The 15,211-nt window shown below is 49.8% G+C and carries 19 protein-coding genes and 1 riboswitch; of the genes, 10 read left to right on the top strand and 9 right to left on the bottom strand.

The window, feature by feature from the left end; genetic code table 11:
• Positions 1 to 79: 79 nt before the first annotated feature.
• Entirely contained in the window at positions 80 to 253 is a 174-nt protein-coding gene (locus tag RW092_RS17355) for an anti-repressor SinI family protein (protein WP_316010800.1), read from the bottom strand.
• Positions 254 to 292: 39 nt separating this feature from the next.
• Positions 293 to 377, bottom strand: a riboswitch (cyclic di-GMP riboswitch).
• A 422-nt stretch (positions 378 to 799) separates the two neighbouring features.
• Here RW092_RS17355 and RW092_RS17360 point away from each other — a divergent pair.
• The 4 genes from RW092_RS17360 (at position 800) to RW092_RS17375 (ending at position 4,072) form a co-directional block, all read left to right on the top strand.
• Positions 800 to 2,302 (top strand): prolipoprotein diacylglyceryl transferase, encoded by a 1,503-nt coding sequence (locus RW092_RS17360; protein WP_316010801.1) that lies wholly within the window; start codon positions 800 to 802, stop codon positions 2,300 to 2,302.
• 43 nt (positions 2,303 to 2,345) lie between these two features.
• Positions 2,346 to 2,909, top strand: coding sequence for a signal peptidase I SipW (gene sipW, locus RW092_RS17365; RefSeq protein WP_316010802.1), 564 nt, complete (start codon positions 2,346 to 2,348; stop codon positions 2,907 to 2,909).
• A 91-nt stretch (positions 2,910 to 3,000) separates the two neighbouring features.
• Complete coding sequence (locus RW092_RS17370; protein ID WP_260070539.1) at positions 3,001 to 3,588, top strand: CalY family protein; 588 nt, start codon at positions 3,001 to 3,003, stop codon at positions 3,586 to 3,588.
• 148 nt (positions 3,589 to 3,736) lie between these two features.
• Positions 3,737 to 4,072, top strand: a complete 336-nt coding sequence (locus RW092_RS17375; protein ID WP_316010803.1) for a helix-turn-helix domain-containing protein — start codon at positions 3,737 to 3,739, stop codon at positions 4,070 to 4,072.
• Between the two features lie 76 nt (positions 4,073 to 4,148).
• Here the strand turns inward: RW092_RS17375 and RW092_RS17380 are convergent, their stop codons facing one another.
• Positions 4,149 to 4,442, bottom strand: coding sequence for a YuiB family protein (locus tag RW092_RS17380; RefSeq protein ID WP_016310964.1), 294 nt, complete (start codon positions 4,440 to 4,442; stop codon positions 4,149 to 4,151).
• Positions 4,443 to 4,730: 288 nt separating this feature from the next.
• Between RW092_RS17380 and hemQ the strand changes: the two genes are divergently transcribed.
• Positions 4,731 to 5,477, top strand: a complete 747-nt coding sequence (hemQ, locus tag RW092_RS17385; RefSeq protein WP_016310963.1) for a hydrogen peroxide-dependent heme synthase — start codon at positions 4,731 to 4,733, stop codon at positions 5,475 to 5,477.
• A 60-nt stretch (positions 5,478 to 5,537) separates the two neighbouring features.
• On the opposite strand, the gene RW092_RS17390 is transcribed toward hemQ, so the two are convergent.
• Entirely contained in the window at positions 5,538 to 5,783 is a 246-nt protein-coding gene (locus tag RW092_RS17390) for a hypothetical protein (protein WP_028540203.1), read from the bottom strand.
• A 1-nt stretch (position 5,784) separates the two neighbouring features.
• Complete coding sequence (locus tag RW092_RS17395) at positions 5,785 to 6,978, bottom strand: NAD(P)/FAD-dependent oxidoreductase (RefSeq protein WP_016310961.1); 1,194 nt, start codon at positions 6,976 to 6,978, stop codon at positions 5,785 to 5,787.
• Between the two features lie 444 nt (positions 6,979 to 7,422).
• Between RW092_RS17395 and RW092_RS17400 the strand changes: the two genes are divergently transcribed.
• A complete protein-coding gene (locus RW092_RS17400) occupies positions 7,423 to 8,421 on the top strand; it encodes an NAD(P)/FAD-dependent oxidoreductase (RefSeq protein WP_016310960.1) in 999 nt (332 codons plus the stop codon).
• 394 nt (positions 8,422 to 8,815) lie between these two features.
• Here the strand turns inward: RW092_RS17400 and sda are convergent, their stop codons facing one another.
• The gene (gene sda, locus RW092_RS17405) at positions 8,816 to 8,959 is read right to left on the bottom strand and encodes a sporulation histidine kinase inhibitor Sda (RefSeq protein ID WP_016310959.1); all 144 of its coding nucleotides are present in this window, start codon (positions 8,957 to 8,959) and stop codon (positions 8,816 to 8,818) included.
• Between the two features lie 224 nt (positions 8,960 to 9,183).
• Positions 9,184 to 9,846 (bottom strand): YheC/YheD family protein, encoded by a 663-nt coding sequence (locus tag RW092_RS17410; RefSeq protein WP_316010804.1) that lies wholly within the window; start codon positions 9,844 to 9,846, stop codon positions 9,184 to 9,186.
• 196 nt (positions 9,847 to 10,042) lie between these two features.
• Here RW092_RS17410 and RW092_RS17415 point away from each other — a divergent pair, with 196 nt between their 5' ends.
• Entirely contained in the window at positions 10,043 to 10,267 is a 225-nt protein-coding gene (locus RW092_RS17415; protein WP_009224804.1) for a hypothetical protein, read from the top strand.
• Between the two features lie 170 nt (positions 10,268 to 10,437).
• A complete protein-coding gene (locus tag RW092_RS17420) occupies positions 10,438 to 11,631 on the top strand; it encodes an AI-2E family transporter (RefSeq protein ID WP_016310957.1) in 1,194 nt (397 codons plus the stop codon).
• A 44-nt stretch (positions 11,632 to 11,675) separates the two neighbouring features.
• On the opposite strand, the gene RW092_RS17425 is transcribed toward RW092_RS17420, so the two are convergent.
• Complete coding sequence (locus tag RW092_RS17425; protein ID WP_016310956.1) at positions 11,676 to 12,032, bottom strand: HesB/IscA family protein; 357 nt, start codon at positions 12,030 to 12,032, stop codon at positions 11,676 to 11,678.
• Between the two features lie 195 nt (positions 12,033 to 12,227).
• Between RW092_RS17425 and mqnE the strand changes: the two genes are divergently transcribed.
• Positions 12,228 to 13,334 (top strand): aminofutalosine synthase MqnE, encoded by a 1,107-nt coding sequence (gene mqnE, locus RW092_RS17430; protein WP_016310955.1) that lies wholly within the window; start codon positions 12,228 to 12,230, stop codon positions 13,332 to 13,334.
• Positions 13,335 to 13,355: 21 nt separating this feature from the next.
• On the opposite strand, the gene RW092_RS17435 is transcribed toward mqnE, so the two are convergent.
• Complete coding sequence (locus tag RW092_RS17435) at positions 13,356 to 13,589, bottom strand: YuzB family protein (RefSeq protein ID WP_016310954.1); 234 nt, start codon at positions 13,587 to 13,589, stop codon at positions 13,356 to 13,358.
• Positions 13,590 to 13,667: 78 nt separating this feature from the next.
• On the opposite strand from RW092_RS17435, the gene RW092_RS17440 reads away from it, so the two are divergent.
• On the top strand, positions 13,668 to 13,913 hold the full coding sequence (locus tag RW092_RS17440) for a NifU family protein (RefSeq protein ID WP_009224772.1): 246 nt from the start codon (positions 13,668 to 13,670) through the stop codon (positions 13,911 to 13,913).
• Positions 13,914 to 14,023: 110 nt separating this feature from the next.
• Here the strand turns inward: RW092_RS17440 and RW092_RS17445 are convergent, their stop codons facing one another.
• Complete coding sequence (locus tag RW092_RS17445; protein WP_016310953.1) at positions 14,024 to 14,797, bottom strand: SDR family oxidoreductase; 774 nt, start codon at positions 14,795 to 14,797, stop codon at positions 14,024 to 14,026.
• Positions 14,798 to 15,211: the final 414 nt, after the last annotated feature.

Genomic DNA, 15,211 nt, shown 5'->3' on the forward strand with positions numbered 1-15,211 from the left:
ATGTTTTCCGCCGAATATACACACAAAAAAAGAACCGTCCCTGGATGGGCGCGGCTCTTGACTCTCTCTTCTACCTAATCTACTCGCTATGTACATGCCACTCTTCTAAATAAGAGCGATCTCCGGCGAAAAAACGCCGAACCTCTTCAATGGAGATCCCCGCCTCCTTGGCCATGGCCAGCAACATCACCCATTCCGGGTCAACATTTCCGGGGAATCGTTCATAAGAAATAACCTGGGCGGACTTCTTCAACAACAATCTCCTCCTAAGATCATTATTTTGGTTTTGTCCCCAGGCAGTCCAGCCATCTTAGTATTCCTACCTTAGATCTGAGACTTTGTGCCCCTGCTTTTCAACAGGTTTACCCTTATCTGGTGCTTCTGATGCCAATGGATCTCCTTAGTCAGTATGCATCTTGGTACTTATTATAACGTCTCAAATTTGAAAAGTATGTCATTCTGCGTAAGTTGGGCGCACCGTTTTCGTCGAAAAGGTTAGCTTTTTTTGTTTAAACCCTAATGTTCTTGTCATATTGAACCACCGCTTGTCAAGTACTAGGGAATGTTTCTTATAGAGAACAATAAATCGTGAAATCCCGTGAATCAGGCAGATTTTTAAAGAAAGTAATAGATAAATGTTCTTTATTAAGAACAAATCACTGGATTTGCGCCTTTCCTAACGTTAACCATTTCAGGTATATTCAAATCACGGTGTTTGTCCTTAATAACGAACATATTAACGAACAGAACGGACCATACCTAGAAAGGAGCGACTATTCTGCGAAGATCCCGAGCTGAAGTGATCCGTAAATTACGCAAAAAACGGAAGAAGCAAAACATGGTCAAATCGCTGAAGTCCGGATTAATTCTCTCGACTCTGCTCTTGTGGACCTCCCAGCAGGTTGGCACAACCTTTGGCGCATTCACCAGCACACGCGAGGATAATACGGAAATCAAGGCGTGCCGAGTCTTCCCCAGCCAAATTGAAAGCCAACTCGCGATGTTGGCCGAGCATTTGGACCGAGCCGCTTCCTTAAAAGGAAGGCTGATCGGCGCAAGCCTGATCCGCGCTTCGATAGATACAACAACTCCGATCTCGTCTCCGGCTCTTCCGAATGCGAGTGATCCGGCCACCAGTCTTCCGCTGCCCCCGTCTTCAACCAATGCGGTCTACTCCGGCGGCGATGGACCGGTCAGCTCGGAAGCAATTGCAGATTTCTCCGCGAGCCTGCAGCTGGAAAGTGCAGCCGAAGGCTTGTCATCGCGGATAAGCGGGCTAAACGCCACAATCCAGCAGCTGCAGCAGCAACTCACGCTGAACCAGTCCATCTGGCAGGAGCTGGTGCAGGAAATCACTGAAGCGACCTCCGTGATTCACGGACTGCTGGCCTCATTAGATGGCCTGGAGGCGAATTGCGCTGAGCTTACGCGAACGACGGTGCTTGACCGCATTGCAGATCTCCTGAAAGGCAACGGTTTGCTATCCGGCCCGCTTCGCGGGACGTTACAGGAGATCTTGAGCAGCCTGCGCTCCATCCATCAATCGGATTTCGGTTTCTCGACCAACGGCTCTGCTGCTGTCGCTTTTGCCAGTCCGTTTTGGACCCTGTCGGCTGATGACACCTTCAATGATCCTGTCGCCGACGAAGAGCGCGCGTACTTCGAGAGCGTGCAGGCTTCCCTGGATTCGGCAATCGCGGGCTTGACTGCCGAGATTTCCAGTCTCGAAGCGCAGCGAGCTCAACTGTTGGCGGAAGCGGAAGCACAGCGGTTGGCAGAGCTGGAACGATTGAAGCAGCTGGAGGAAGAGAAGGCGAAGAAAGAAGCGGAGCAAGCCGAAAATCCGGAGGAGAGCGTTGCTCCTGAAGAGGAACAACCGGACGCGGATAAGCCAACCGAGAAAGAAGTCCCTCCGGCAGTGGGGGATTCCGGTGACGAAGCGGTTCAACCTCCTGCAGTAGGTGAAGCTGCGGACGACAACGAGTCGGAAGGCGGAGCTTCCTCTGAGGATCTGCCATCGGTTCCTGATGAATCGACCGAGCCAGAACCTCAGGCAGAACAACCAAATTCAACTTCGCCGGATGACAATGAACCTGCAGCCCTCCCGCCGGATGATCCGGCTACCAGCGGCACACCGGAGCTGGAATCTCTGCTGCCCCCTGAGCAGCCAAATCCATTGGACAGTCTGATCCCAACGAAACCGGAGGATGAACTGCCCATCGATTCGGACGAAGGCGGGGAGGAAGACAATGACGACGATGACAAGGATGAGGACGCGATACCCTCAGAAGTAGGTGAATAATATGCGATTTCGTAAATGGATAGGAAGCGCGCTGACGTTTCTGATGGCAGTTGCCTTTTTTACCGTGGCGGGGTCGGTGGTCCTCTCGAAGGTTTCCGGCAGCGAACCGAACTTCTACGGTTATCAGCTGAAAACGGTCTTGTCCGGTTCGATGGAGCCCTCCATCCCTACCGGTTCCGTTGCGGCCATTAAGCCGGGCGGCGATATGACCCGTTTCAACGTCGGTGACGTCATCACCTTCCGGTCAGGCGATAACAAGCTGATTACCCACCGCATCATCGAGGTGACCAAGGACGAACAAAGCGGCCAAGTGCTGTACCGGACGAAAGGCGATAATAACGATGCCGCCGATTCGGAATTGGTGCACCCCGCGAATGTGACCGGCGTCTATACCGGATTTAACGTTCCGTACGTGGGCTATTTCTTAAGCTTCGCTGGAACGAAGACAGGCAATGTCACCCTGTTGATCATCCCAGGGATCCTCTTGTTCCTGTACGCGGTGGTTACGCTGTGGAAAGCCATCGCCAGTCTGGAAGAAAAAAAACCGGAAGCGAATCAATCGCAATCGGATACCAAGCACCCTGACGTCATTGACGCATCAACCTAAGCTCAGCACTAATGATTTGGTTGTTCTCCTTATGTATACATAAGGATGCAATATATAAAAAATTCATTTAAGATCAGGGAGGAATTCAGGAATGGGTATCAAAAAGACATTAGGTTTTGGGGTAGCAACTGCAGCACTCGGTTTGACATTGATCGGCGGAGGAACGTTCGCTTACTTTAGCGATACGGTCGAAACGACTGGGACGTTCGCCGCAGGTACATTGGATATCAACGCTGATCCAACAGCGATTGTAAATCTTAACAACTTGAAACCAGGTGACACGATTCCTCGTACGTTCAAGCTCAAAAATGACGGAACGCTTGACATCAAAGAAGTTCTGTTGAAAACGAGCTACACGGTGACGAATAAAGCCGGCGCTCCAGACAACACGGACGATTTTGGTAAACATATTAAGGTCAAATTCCTGAACAATATCGACAAGCTGAATGACGTCATTTGGGAAACTACGCTCTATGACCTGCAAAATCAAACACCGGACGCCGTTGAAAGAGGCTTCTTCCTCGGCGAGCGCAGCGGCTTAAGAGCCGGCACTACCGACACGTTGGCCGTTGCTTTTGAATTCGTGGACAACGGTCAAGACCAAAACCAATTCCAAGGCGACACGCTGAACCTGACTTGGACGTTTGAAGCGAAACAAGGCGACGGTCAAATTAGATAATTTGAGAAATTTAAGCAGAACACCTTACCCCGATCTGGGACTAAGGTGTTCTTTGTTTGGTTGAATTTCCGACTTAACACCTTTGTCCGATCTCAGTTAATCTGATATAATGACATCAAATTATTTCTGATAGAAGGGCGACGGCTACATGGCAGAACAAATTGGCGAGCGTATTCAGAAACTACGGCAAAACCGAGGGTACTCCTTGTCCGAGCTGGCGGAGAAGGCGGATGTGGCAAAATCCTATCTCAGCAACGTGGAGCGCAATATTCAATCGAATCCCTCTATTTCCTTCATTGAGAAAATAGCCGACGCTCTTAACGTCTCGATCAACCTGCTATTGTATGGCGACCGCCCCGCACCGGAATTACTTGATCCGGAATGGTCGGAGTTGGTGCAGGAAGCTATGACTTCGGGCGTCAGCAAGAAGGAATTTAAGGAATTCCTTGAATATCAGAAATGGAAGCGAGGCCAGCAGGAATAACGGTACACAGAGAAAAAGTACACACAGAAAAAGCGCGAGACCTCAGGGTTATCCCCCGACGGTACTCGCGCTTTTTTTAAAACATTTTGTACCCGCCCAACCGCAGCTTTCGAATCGTCCAACCGCTCAGGATCGCCCCGCACAGCCCGGCGAATGCCGTCAAATAATCGACCAGCCGGAACGATGCCAGATAGGTCCCGAAGCTCTGTTCATGGTCCCACAGCGTATAGACCACAACCGGCAAAATGACGATGATAAAGACGTACGCCGGAAACCAGGTTGTTTTCATTAACATATTCAAAATGAAACCGATGCCGAACATCATCACGAAGAAGAGAACCATCAGCACCAGTACGATGAGCCAACCCATCGACTCTTCCCCCACCCTTCTATAGGTCATTCAAAAAGGCATCTTTCGATCACGAAGCGGTCAATGAAGGTATGCAGCGTCCAAACTTTTTGAATCTTCATTGACTATAAAGTAAATCACACTTCATCAAGCTAGTAGTAAGTTTACTAGATATTATGTAACGAAGCAATGAACTTTACATGAAAAATAAGTGAATCGATTTGCTCCGTTTAGGCTCCATGCGATACAATAAGATACGTATTGGCAATTCGTAAATGAGGATCAGAATGAATCTAGGAGTGATTATACATGAACGAAGCTACTCTGACCTTAGAAGGTTGGTATGCGCTTCACGATTTCCGCACGATCGATTGGACCGCCTGGAAAGCGGCAGATGACGAAGAACGCGCCGGGGCCCTGGAGGAGCTGCATACGTTCCTGAAAGAATGGGATTTGATGGAGGAATCCAAAACGGGCAGCACTGCGGTGTATTCGATCGTCGGACAGAAAGCCGACCTCGTGTTCATGCACCTGCGCGAAAGCCTGGAAGAGTTGAACGCTTTGGAGACGGCCTTTAACAAAACAACTTTTGCTGAATATACGACCAAAGCCTACTCCTACGTCAGCGTTGTAGAACTTAGCAATTATCTCGCATCCGGCGGCGGTGACCCGAAGGCAAATCCAGAAGTGATGGCCCGTCTGCAGCCGATCCTCCCGAAGACCAACCATATCTGCTTCTATCCCATGAACAAAAAGCGGGAACTCTCCGACAACTGGTACATGCTGACGATGGAACAGCGCCGCGAAATGATGCGCAGCCATGGCCTGATCGGCCGCAGCTATGCCGGCAAAGTGAAGCAGATCATCACCGGTTCCGTAGGGCTCGACGATTGGGAATGGGGCGTAACTCTATTCGCCGACGATGCCCTGCAATTTAAGAAGCTGGTGTATGAAATGCGGTTTGACGAAGTCAGCGCACGTTTTGGCGAGTTTGGTGCTTTTTACGTCGGCAATCTGCTGAATGCAGAGCGTTTGGACGAGATGTTGAAAGTGTAATTCCATATCGATAAAAAAGTAGGGTGTGCCGCCTCGTGCGACACACCCTTTCTTATTCTTTTAATCTTCCGCCTCTGCCTCCATCGACTTCAGGAACTCCGCCGTCGCCCGATCGCGTTCCCGGCTCTTCTCCTTCAGCCGTTCGATGGCTGGCTGGATCAGAAGGTCCACTTCCTTCTGCACCGTATAAGCCAAATCGTAACGCTGCTGCGATTCCAGGTAAGATCCCACTTCCATCAAGGCGTTATAGCGATCCAGCTCATCCCGCGTGAGCAGCCCTCGAACCTGTACGCTGCAGTGACGCATCTTAGAAGAATCTTCCTTTCTTCAACACCAGCGGAATCCCGCCGATAATGAACAGATAACGCATATCCACCAGCTTCTTCAATTGGGCTGCAACCCAACCTTTATATTTCTTCCCAAATGCGCTGGCGATCGCTTCCCCTTTACCCAGCGAAGCTACGGTTCCTTTATTGCTGAACACAAATTTCTTAAGCTCTTTGCCGCGAATGGCCGCCACCACGTTTTGCGCACAGGTAACTCCTTGCTGCATGGCAATTTGGGCCGTAGGCGGGTATGGGCGCCCTTCCGGATTAAACATCAGCGAATTGTCCCCGATGATAAAGACATGATCATGACCAGGTGCACGCAAATAATCGTCGACCTTCACGCGACCGCGCGCGGTCTCGAAACCTGCCGCTTCAATGAGACGGTTCCCGCGGATCCCGCCGGTCCAAATAACGGTTTGCGACTTAATTTCCTCACCCGTGGCCAAAATAACACCATCCGGCGTGCATTCCTTGATCGCTACGCCAATCTTGAACTGTACACCCTTCTTCTTCAGTACGTCCATCGCATATTCAACCAACTCCGGATCAAAGCCCGGCAGAACTGTTGGTGCAGCTTCTACGTTGTACACGTTAACAAGATTTGGATCAACGTCGTACTCCTTGCACAGCTGTGGAATCCGGTCAGCCAGCTCGGCAACGAATTCAATGCCGCTGAAACCCGCACCGCCAACAACGAAGTTCAAACGGTCAGTCCGGCTTTCGTCCATTTTATATAGGGCAAATTGATATTCGATATGCTGGCGAATCAAGCGCACGGAATTGATGCTGCGGATCGTCATTGCATATTCCGTCAGGCCCGGGATGCCAAAGGATTCCGGTTCGCCGCCCAGCGCAATCACCAAATAATCATATGAAAGGGTTCCGTCCTGCAGCACGACCTTCTTGTCGGCCAGACGAATCTCCTGCACATTCGATTTCACAAGGTCGATTTTAAATTCGTCAATTAATTTGGATATAGCCACTCGGGTATGTTCAATGGAGTCCGTCCCTGCTGCCGGCATATGCAGATGCGTCGTGAAGTAGTGATAATCATGCCGATTCACCAGAGTGACGTCCGCTTCATTGTAGTTCAACTCTTTCTGCAGCCGCTGCGCGGTAAGAATGCCGCCATAACCCGCACCAAGAATCACTATTTTGGGTATGGTACTCATGTAATTGTTCTCCTTCCAATATTACGCACTCTATATTTGATTTAAAGCCAATAACGCAATGTGAAAATTAACACATAAAAAACCACTCTGTACCAACTCAAACCGTTTCAGTCATCCACACATTTGGTCAATCCAGAGACATTTGTCACATTTTAGTACTAGTTTAAACCTTATTTGTAGGATGAGCAAAAGTCTTCTGTCGTATAATCATAAATGTACTTTTTTCGTCACAAATATGAATGCATACATTTGAATGATATCGGCTTTTGCCTAAAAGATCAAGTCTTATTTTACCCGTAATTATAGGACTTTCAACGGATTATATTCCAGATTTTCGACACTTTTCATCTTGCCTTTCCAAACCAGGGATTCGACCATTATAATAAAGTAGAATTGACATTTTAGTTATAGAGAAAAAAGAAACCATCTGGAGGTGTTTGACACGTGTCAACCCAAAATAACGCCGAATTCACAGACCTTCTGATTGTTGGTGGTGGACCGGCGGGTATGTTTGCCGCTTTTTACGGCGGAATGAGAAAAGCTTCTGTTAAACTGATTGAAAGTATGCCTCAGCTTGGGGGGCAAGTGGCTGCCCTTTACCCTGAGAAATATATTTATGACGTGGCTGGCTTTCCTAAAGTGACCGGGCAAGAGTTGATCAACAACTTGCATGAACAATTAAAGCTGTTCGAACCGGACGTACGTCTGGAGGAACGGGTGCTGCAAATTGAGAAGAAAGAAGAGCGCCATTTTGTGGTGACCACCGATAAGGGCGTTCACTATGCGCGTGCCATTATCATTACTGCTGGAGTTGGCGCGTTTGAACCTCGTCGTCTGGATCTTCCGAATGCCGCCCACTTCGAGCAAACGAACCTGCATTATTTCGTCAGCGATATGAACCGGTTCCGCGGCAAAAAAGTGTTGATCAGCGGCGGCGGCGACTCCGCAGTCGACTGGGCACTGATGCTGGAGCCGATCGCTGAGCAAGTGACGCTGATTCACCGCCGCGATAAATTCCGGGCGCATGAGCACAGCGTTGAGAAGCTGATGGCTTCCCGCGTCCAAGTCATTACCCCAACGGAAATCGCAGAGCTTCACGGTGACGATCGCATCGAACGCGTCACGCTGGCGCACGTTAAGACGAAGGAGACTCAAGAGATCGTTGTGGACGACGTGATCGTCAACTTCGGATTTGTCTCGTCGCTCGGACCGATCGCAGAATGGGGCCTTGAGATTGAAGGCAACGCTATTGTCGTCGATTCCCGGATGGAAAGCTCGATTCCAGGCATTTTTGCGGCCGGTGACATTACGACATATCCCGGCAAATTGGACCTGATTGCGGTCGGATTCGGCGAAGCACCGACAGCGGTCAACAACGCTAAGGTCTATATCGATCCAGAAGCGAAGTTGTCCCCAGGTCACAGCAGTAACTTGAAGCTGTAACCATAAGCAGTGAATTCACGTTCTTACATGTTCTAGTAAACAAAAGGGTATCTTACCTTTACGGAAGATCATATCGTAAAGGAGAGATACCCTTTGCCATATATATGCCCGTTATGCAACGGTTTGGCTTCATTAAACGCCACCTGCCCCGATTGCGGACACATTCTAGAGAATGCTGGAAAAAAAGAAGATTACGCCGGGCCTTACAGTCCCTACGGATCCGCTGATCAGTATACCTCAGCCATCTCCGCGCGTATTCCTTCGGGCTGCGAACATGTCGTTCAGTGTCCGCATTGTCATAAAGCTTATATTTATCATGTCAACGCCTGGCAGGCGCCTTGATGGTTGGGGATAACTATATCCTTCTTATTGAAGTAAGCCAGGTTGTCCACAATTAGTGCAAAACGGACGGCGCGGTAAGCTCTAATTCGCGTTTGCGAATTTCTGCTAACAGCAGTGCGATAAACTCCCGATCCAACTGCAGTTCGGTTGCTTTCTGATAGGATTCGAGGAGCAACTCATCCGTTAACAGCGCCATTGATAACACATCCTTTCTAGTATTTTCCCCATCATAACAGGAAAAGTTTAGTAGAACAAGTGTTCTTGTTATCCACAAACCCTTGTGGAAATCCTGTGAATAACGTGTTAGTAAATATCGAAAACCGTTGAAAAAGCTAGTGGGATAATGTGGACAAAAGTTATTCACAGGACATCTGTTCCCATTTTTCTCCAAAAATTTTTTTATTTTCCGACAATCCGAGCTTATTGTGGCCGCGTATTTACCTCAAAAATCCAGATCTTTCCGTTCCGATCTACACCATAATCAAACCCAAGCTGCCCGATCCCCGGAAACCGAGCCTCCAGAATCTGTATGCTCATATTCGTTAACGTACGCATCTCCCGTTTCTTGCTGGCGGCAATTTTGCGGCCCAGGGACCGGCTGAGCCCTGCACGGGCACTAAGCATCGTCCCGCCCTTACACAAGTTGGTCACGAACAACCCAGGTCGGGCTAACCGGCCGACCATGGAGCGATAAACCCAAACTCCGTTCTCTTTCACGACCTTCACCCGATAGTCGATCGGGCGTCCGGCAATTCGGGCCAAATGAATCCCTTGCTGGATCATATACTTACGTCCGACCTTCACTCGGTTTAAGGAACGAAACATCGCTTCAAAGCTGGAAAACGTGCGTGTCCGGGACATATAGGTATAAGCATAAACTCCGCCTCCATAAGTTACCTTAATTACACCATACCCCCCGCCGCCGCGGAGGGGTTTAATGACGACCATGCCGAACTGATGCAGCATGCTTCTTAACGAATCGGCACTGTACAATCGGGTTTGCGGTATGTGGGCGGCCACGACCGCGTTGCTGAGAAGCGCTTCGGTCTTGAGCCACTTATTGGCCAATTGTCTCCCCGCCATGACACCATCCCCTTCCTCTCACTATACGGTATAGTACTCATTTGTAGATTCGTATTCTTGGATGATTGTCCAAGGCTTAAGCCCTTTCTCCGGTACGGCTGTCAGGCAGGGTCTTTCTATGCAAAGCGAGGGTTTTCGCGTATATTAAGGGGAGACGTTGGTCTATGACTAGCAGAGGAAGGAGAGTTCACAAGCTTTGAATACAGAAGGTTCTTCATTTGAGGCAGCTCTGTTCGAGGTCCTCTATTGGTTTGCCATGATCGCCATGTCGTTGGTACTGGCCGGCATTACCGTCGCATTGTTCCTCACGGGTATCAAAATGGCCAGAACAACGCGTAAAGGTCTCGGAATCGGCTGTATCGTCTTTTCTCTGGCAGCGGCCTGCATGGTCGTTATGATGGTAAATCGTCAATTTTTCTAAAGCAGGTCGGGAGCTCCTGACCGCACAGAAAAAGCTCGGAGCATCGCTTGTAGATCGCTTCCGGGCTTTTTTTCACAAAAAAACGGGAACCAAATCACATTTATGCGTATTACTACATAGAAATTATCGTGACTTGGGGATAGTAGAAAGATACAGGAGGTTCTATTGGCATGGGAAGTACGCAACCTTGGGGGGACCGATTCAAAAGGTTTTTTCTAAATAACCGTTTTGTGGTGTTTTTGCTCGTTGTCTTGCTAATTGGCTTGAATATATTGGTGTTCGCCCATATTCCGTTCGTGTTTAGACCTATTACGGTGTTGCTCAAAACGGTCTTGCTCCCGATTCTGCTTACCGGAGCGATCTATTATCTGCTCAATCCGCTGGTGGATTGGCTGGAAACGAAGCGCATCCGCCGAGTCTACACGATTACCGGGTTATATCTGTTTATCGCGGGGATCCTCACGGTGTTGATTATGACCGTGATCCCGTTGGTTCAGGAGCAGATTTTGAGTTTGATTGAAAATTTACCTCGATATACGGCGGAGGTGCAGCGACAGTTCGAAAGCTTGATCGGCAGCAACTTCTTCCATCAAGTCCAAGAGTCGACCGGCTTTAATCTGGACGATCTGTCCCACACATTATCGGAGCGAGGGACCGCTTTGCTGAACAACGCTTGGTCCGGCATCGGCGGCTTCCTTGGAGCCGTTAAGAACGTCGTGCTGGCCATCATCACCGTGCCGTTCATCTTATTCTATCTGTTGAAGGACGGCAAGAAGCTGCCGAAGTTCATCCTGCGTTACGTGCCCGTACGCTTCCGTGAACAGACGCACCATGTGATGACCGAGATGAACAACCAGATCAGCTCGTACATCCGCGGGCAAATTATCGTCAGCTTCTGCATCGGGGCGCTGATGTATGTCGGCTTCGTGATCATCGGCCTGGATTATTCGCTGACGCTGGCGATCATCGCCTCGTTCACGAGCATCGTTCCGTACCTTGGGCCGGCGATCGCGATCACCCCAGCGATCATCGTGGCCATCGTTACCTCGCCGATCATGCTGCTGAAGCTGATCGTCGTCTGGACGGTTGTCCAGCTCATCGAAGGCAAGTTCATTTCGCCGCAAATTATGGGCAAGACGTTGCGCATTCATCCGATCACCATCATCTTCGTGATCCTCACTGCCGGCAATCTGTTTGGTGTACTGGGCGTGATCCTCGCCGTACCGGGCTACGCTGTGCTGAAGGTGATCTTCACCCATCTGTTCCAATGGTTCGAACGGCGCTCTCATTTGTATGAGGAACCGAATGCGACTGCCGCTGAGCAGGTTGAGCTTCCCGAGCCTCCGCCTGAATCACAGTCATGAAAAAAGGACTCTTCCGATGGGAAGAGTCCTTAATTTGTATCCAATCAATCGCAAGGTTGCGGCGCGCCTTCCTCGTCCTTAAAGCGGAACGATTGCCCGCAGCCGCAGGTGGCGATGGCGTTCGGGTTGTGGATGGTGAAGCCGCCGCTCATGCCGGATTCCTTGAAGTCGATCTCCAGACCGTTCAAATAACGGATGCTGTCCTTATCCACAACGACTTTCAGCCCCTTGATGTCCATATAGACATCCTGTTCGCTCTCCTGATCATCCAGGCCCATTCCATAGGAAAAGCCGCTGCAACCGCCGGGATTCACTCCGACACGCAGGAACATATTAGGGGTTTCTTCTTGAGCTATCATATCTTTAATCCGCGCCATGGCGCTGTCGCTAATATTGATCATTATGCACTCACTCCTTTACGAAAAATTATACTCCTTCTCCTCCAATCGCTCAACAACTGTGATCTTTCTAGTTGCCAATCTTTATCTCTTCACCCTCGGCTTATTGCCCGCTTGGAATGTGAGGTTTATAATAGGTAGGTAATTCATACTGTTAGGATACGAGGTATTTATGCAATTGGAAACGGAGGGAACGTCATGTTCACTGTAGTCACCCCAAACACCGACAAGAGAATGGCCGAAATTGTGGACAAAGTCCGCCAAGGCGAACGCCTCAACCTCGAAGACGGTGTCTATCTATATGAGAGCAATGATATATTGACGATTGGGCAATTAGCAAATGAAGTTAACCTGCGTAAGAACGGGAAAAAGGTATATTTTATCGAAAATATGAGCCTCTACTTCACGAACGTCTGCGAATCGCATTGTGCGTTTTGCAGCTTCCGCAAGGATCAAGGAGAAGAAGGGGCTTATACGCTTTCCGGGGAGGAAATGGTCGCTTACGTGAAGCAGCACATCACCCCGGGCGTCCGTGAGTTCCATATCGTAGGCGGGCACAACAACCACGTGCCGTTCCAATATTATGTGGACTCGCTCAAAGCGCTGAAAGAGAACTTCCCGCATGTGACCATCAAGGCGTATACGGCGGCGGAGATCGAATTCTTCACCCGGCTCAGCGGTTTGAGCACGAAGGAAGTGCTGATGCGGCTGCAAGAAGCCGGCCTTGAATCCTTAACTGGCGGCGGTGCGGAGATCTTGTCGGATCAATATCGGGAGAAGATGAAGGTGGAGAAAGCCAACGTCGACCAATATTTGGACGTCCATCGGACGGCGCACCAATTGGGAATGAAGACCCCAACGACGATGCTGTACGGCTCCATCGAATCCTACGAAGATCGCGTTCGTCATATGCTGCAAATCCGCGATCTGCAGGATGAAACCGGCGGGTTCCAAGTATTTATTCCGTTGTCCATGCAACCGCGTAATAAGAACGCCAGCATCATGCGCCGCAACTCGGCCTTTGAGGATCTCAAAGCGATCGCGATCAGCCGCTTGATGTTGGATAACATCCAGCACATCAAAGCTTACTTTATCAATATCGGCGTCCAGTTGACGCAGGTTGCCTTAGCCTTCGGGGCTTCGGACGTGCACGGCACGATTCTGAAGGAGCAAATCAGCCATGCGGCTGGTGCGCAAACTCCGGAAGGCTTAACGTTGAAAGAACTGATCTGGCTCGTCAAAGGGGCCGGACGCATACCGGTTGAACGGGATACGTTCTACAACGAACTGAAGGTCTACGAATAATACGTCAGGGAGTCCTATTCGTTAGGGATGGGCCTCCCTGATTTTTTGCAGGATACGTTCGGCCAATTGGTCCGCATCTTCCCCCTCCACCTGCTCGCCGTCAACCAGCACATACGGAAACAAATAACACGTGCCGCAAGCGGTCAGGCAGCCGTACTCATAAATATCACAATCGACTTGCTCCTTCACTTTCCGAATCGCTTCGTCCGTGCCCAAACTGGCATTGTTCGTACAATATTCAAGGATCGGTTTCATCTTCCGTCCTCCCCATGAAGAAGCATTTAAATTTTTGACTTTTTGTAATATAATAAGGCAAGAAAGGAGTTGAAAACAATGAGTGAAAACGTACAAGATAAATTGTATGATGAAGTATTGGAAGTATTGGACAAACTGCGGCCTTTCCTGCAACGTGACGGTGGCGACGTCGAACTCGTCGACGTAGAAGACGGCATCGTGAAACTGAAACTGATGGGTGCCTGCGGCAGCTGCCCAAGCTCCACGATCACCCTCAAAGCAGGGATCGAACGCGCTCTGTTTGAAGAAGTGGAAGGCGTAGAAGAGGTCGTACAAGTATTTTAATCCGCAATCCATGAATTATTGCTCTTCAGCAGGAGGGTTTTAAACGAAACCCGGCTCCGGCAAAATGTCGGATGGCCGGGTTTTTTTGTTGTTGGGTCGGTGAAACCCGCTTATGAAGGCTTGATCCACGGCCGGATCGGGTCGAGTCCGCCGGAGATGTCCATAATGTTGCCGGTGATGAAATCCGAATCCGGATGACACAAAAACGCAATCACGCGAGCGATATCCTCCCCGCTTCCCGGACGTCCCAGCGGCGTCTCTCCATCGCGGAGACCGCGAACTTCATGGATCGACATCTCTTTCTGGTTCCCGCGAATGTCGCCGGGGCAAACCATATTTACAGTGATACCATAAGGGGCTTCCTCGACGGCCAGCGTCTTCGTAAAAGACACCAGCCCGGTTTTCGCTGCGGCATAAACCGCCCGATGCGGCCAGGCGCGCGACTCCGCGGCATGACCAAAGCCGAAATGGATAATCCGCCCCCATTTCTTCTCCCGCATCCCAGGCAGTACGAGATGATCCAGCAGCAAACTGCCCACCAAATTCCCTTCGATCATGGCCAGCACTTCACTCTGGCTGTAGTCAGCGAACAGCTTGCGTTCGCGGATAAACGGTCCGGCGTTGTTGACCAGGATGTCAATCGTGCCAAGCTGCTCGTTCACTTGCCGGGCCAGGTCCTCGATTTGCTCCCGGCGCGAGACGTCGGCTTGCACTGCGATGCAGCGGACGCCCAGGCGCTCGATATCCGATTGGAGGGAGAGCGCTTCCGCTTTGCTATGTACATAATTCAGCGCGATATGGCAGCCTTGTTCTGCCAGCGTCAGCGCTGTTTTCTTCCCGAGGCCTTTGGCGCTCCCGGTAATTAAGGCAACTTTGCCATGCAACGTTCCTTCTCCTCCTCCCAGGTGCTATCCCTTTAAGTATAAAAGATTTAAGGGATTCCCACAAACCGCCGCGGCATACTATCTAATTCTTCAAATGCAAAATTACAGTTAAGTTTCATTTAAATGTGCCTTTGCATGCGTTTAACTGTAAAAGTGCAGTTGAATATTACCCAAATACGCTGTTTGCATCCGTTCAACTGTAAAAGTGCAGCTTGTTTCCGCCAAAAGTGTCTTTAAGCGCTAAATTGCCTTCAATAAGATGTACTTTTACATTTCATCGACGTAAAATCAAGGTTTTGCCAGAAATGGACTGCACTTTTGCAGTTTAGGTACGACTGGCGCTTCAAACTCCCCAAATAAAATCATAACCACCCGTCCAACGGGTGGTTTGCTCTTGGGGTATAACCCCTTGTT

The organism is Paenibacillus sp. 3LSP (assembly GCF_032465655.1).
Lineage (GTDB): Bacteria > Bacillota > Bacilli > Paenibacillales > Paenibacillaceae > Fontibacillus > Fontibacillus barengoltzii.

Coding starts and splice junctions, on each gene's coding strand:
- sipW (WP_316010802.1), top strand. CDS start 2,346: ATGGCAGTTGCCTTTTTTACCGTGGCGGGGTCGGTGGTCCTCTCGAAG.
- RW092_RS17370 (WP_260070539.1), top strand. CDS start 3,001: ATGGGTATCAAAAAGACATTAGGTTTTGGGGTAGCAACTGCAGCACTC.
- RW092_RS17375 (WP_316010803.1), top strand. CDS start 3,737: ATGGCAGAACAAATTGGCGAGCGTATTCAGAAACTACGGCAAAACCGA.
- RW092_RS17380 (WP_016310964.1), bottom strand. CDS start 4,442: ATGGGTTGGCTCATCGTACTGGTGCTGATGGTTCTCTTCTTCGTGATG.
- hemQ (WP_016310963.1), top strand. CDS start 4,731: ATGAACGAAGCTACTCTGACCTTAGAAGGTTGGTATGCGCTTCACGAT.
- RW092_RS17390 (WP_028540203.1), bottom strand. CDS start 5,783: ATGCGTCACTGCAGCGTACAGGTTCGAGGGCTGCTCACGCGGGATGAG.
- RW092_RS17395 (WP_016310961.1), bottom strand. CDS start 6,978: ATGAGTACCATACCCAAAATAGTGATTCTTGGTGCGGGTTATGGCGGC.
- sda (WP_016310959.1), bottom strand. CDS start 8,959: ATGGCGCTGTTAACGGATGAGTTGCTCCTCGAATCCTATCAGAAAGCA.
- RW092_RS17410 (WP_316010804.1), bottom strand. CDS start 9,846: ATGGCGGGGAGACAATTGGCCAATAAGTGGCTCAAGACCGAAGCGCTT.
- RW092_RS17420 (WP_016310957.1), top strand. CDS start 10,438: ATGGGAAGTACGCAACCTTGGGGGGACCGATTCAAAAGGTTTTTTCTA.
- RW092_RS17425 (WP_016310956.1), bottom strand. CDS start 12,032: ATGATCAATATTAGCGACAGCGCCATGGCGCGGATTAAAGATATGATA.
- mqnE (WP_016310955.1), top strand. CDS start 12,228: ATGTTCACTGTAGTCACCCCAAACACCGACAAGAGAATGGCCGAAATT.
- RW092_RS17435 (WP_016310954.1), bottom strand. CDS start 13,589: ATGAAACCGATCCTTGAATATTGTACGAACAATGCCAGTTTGGGCACG.
- RW092_RS17440 (WP_009224772.1), top strand. CDS start 13,668: ATGAGTGAAAACGTACAAGATAAATTGTATGATGAAGTATTGGAAGTA.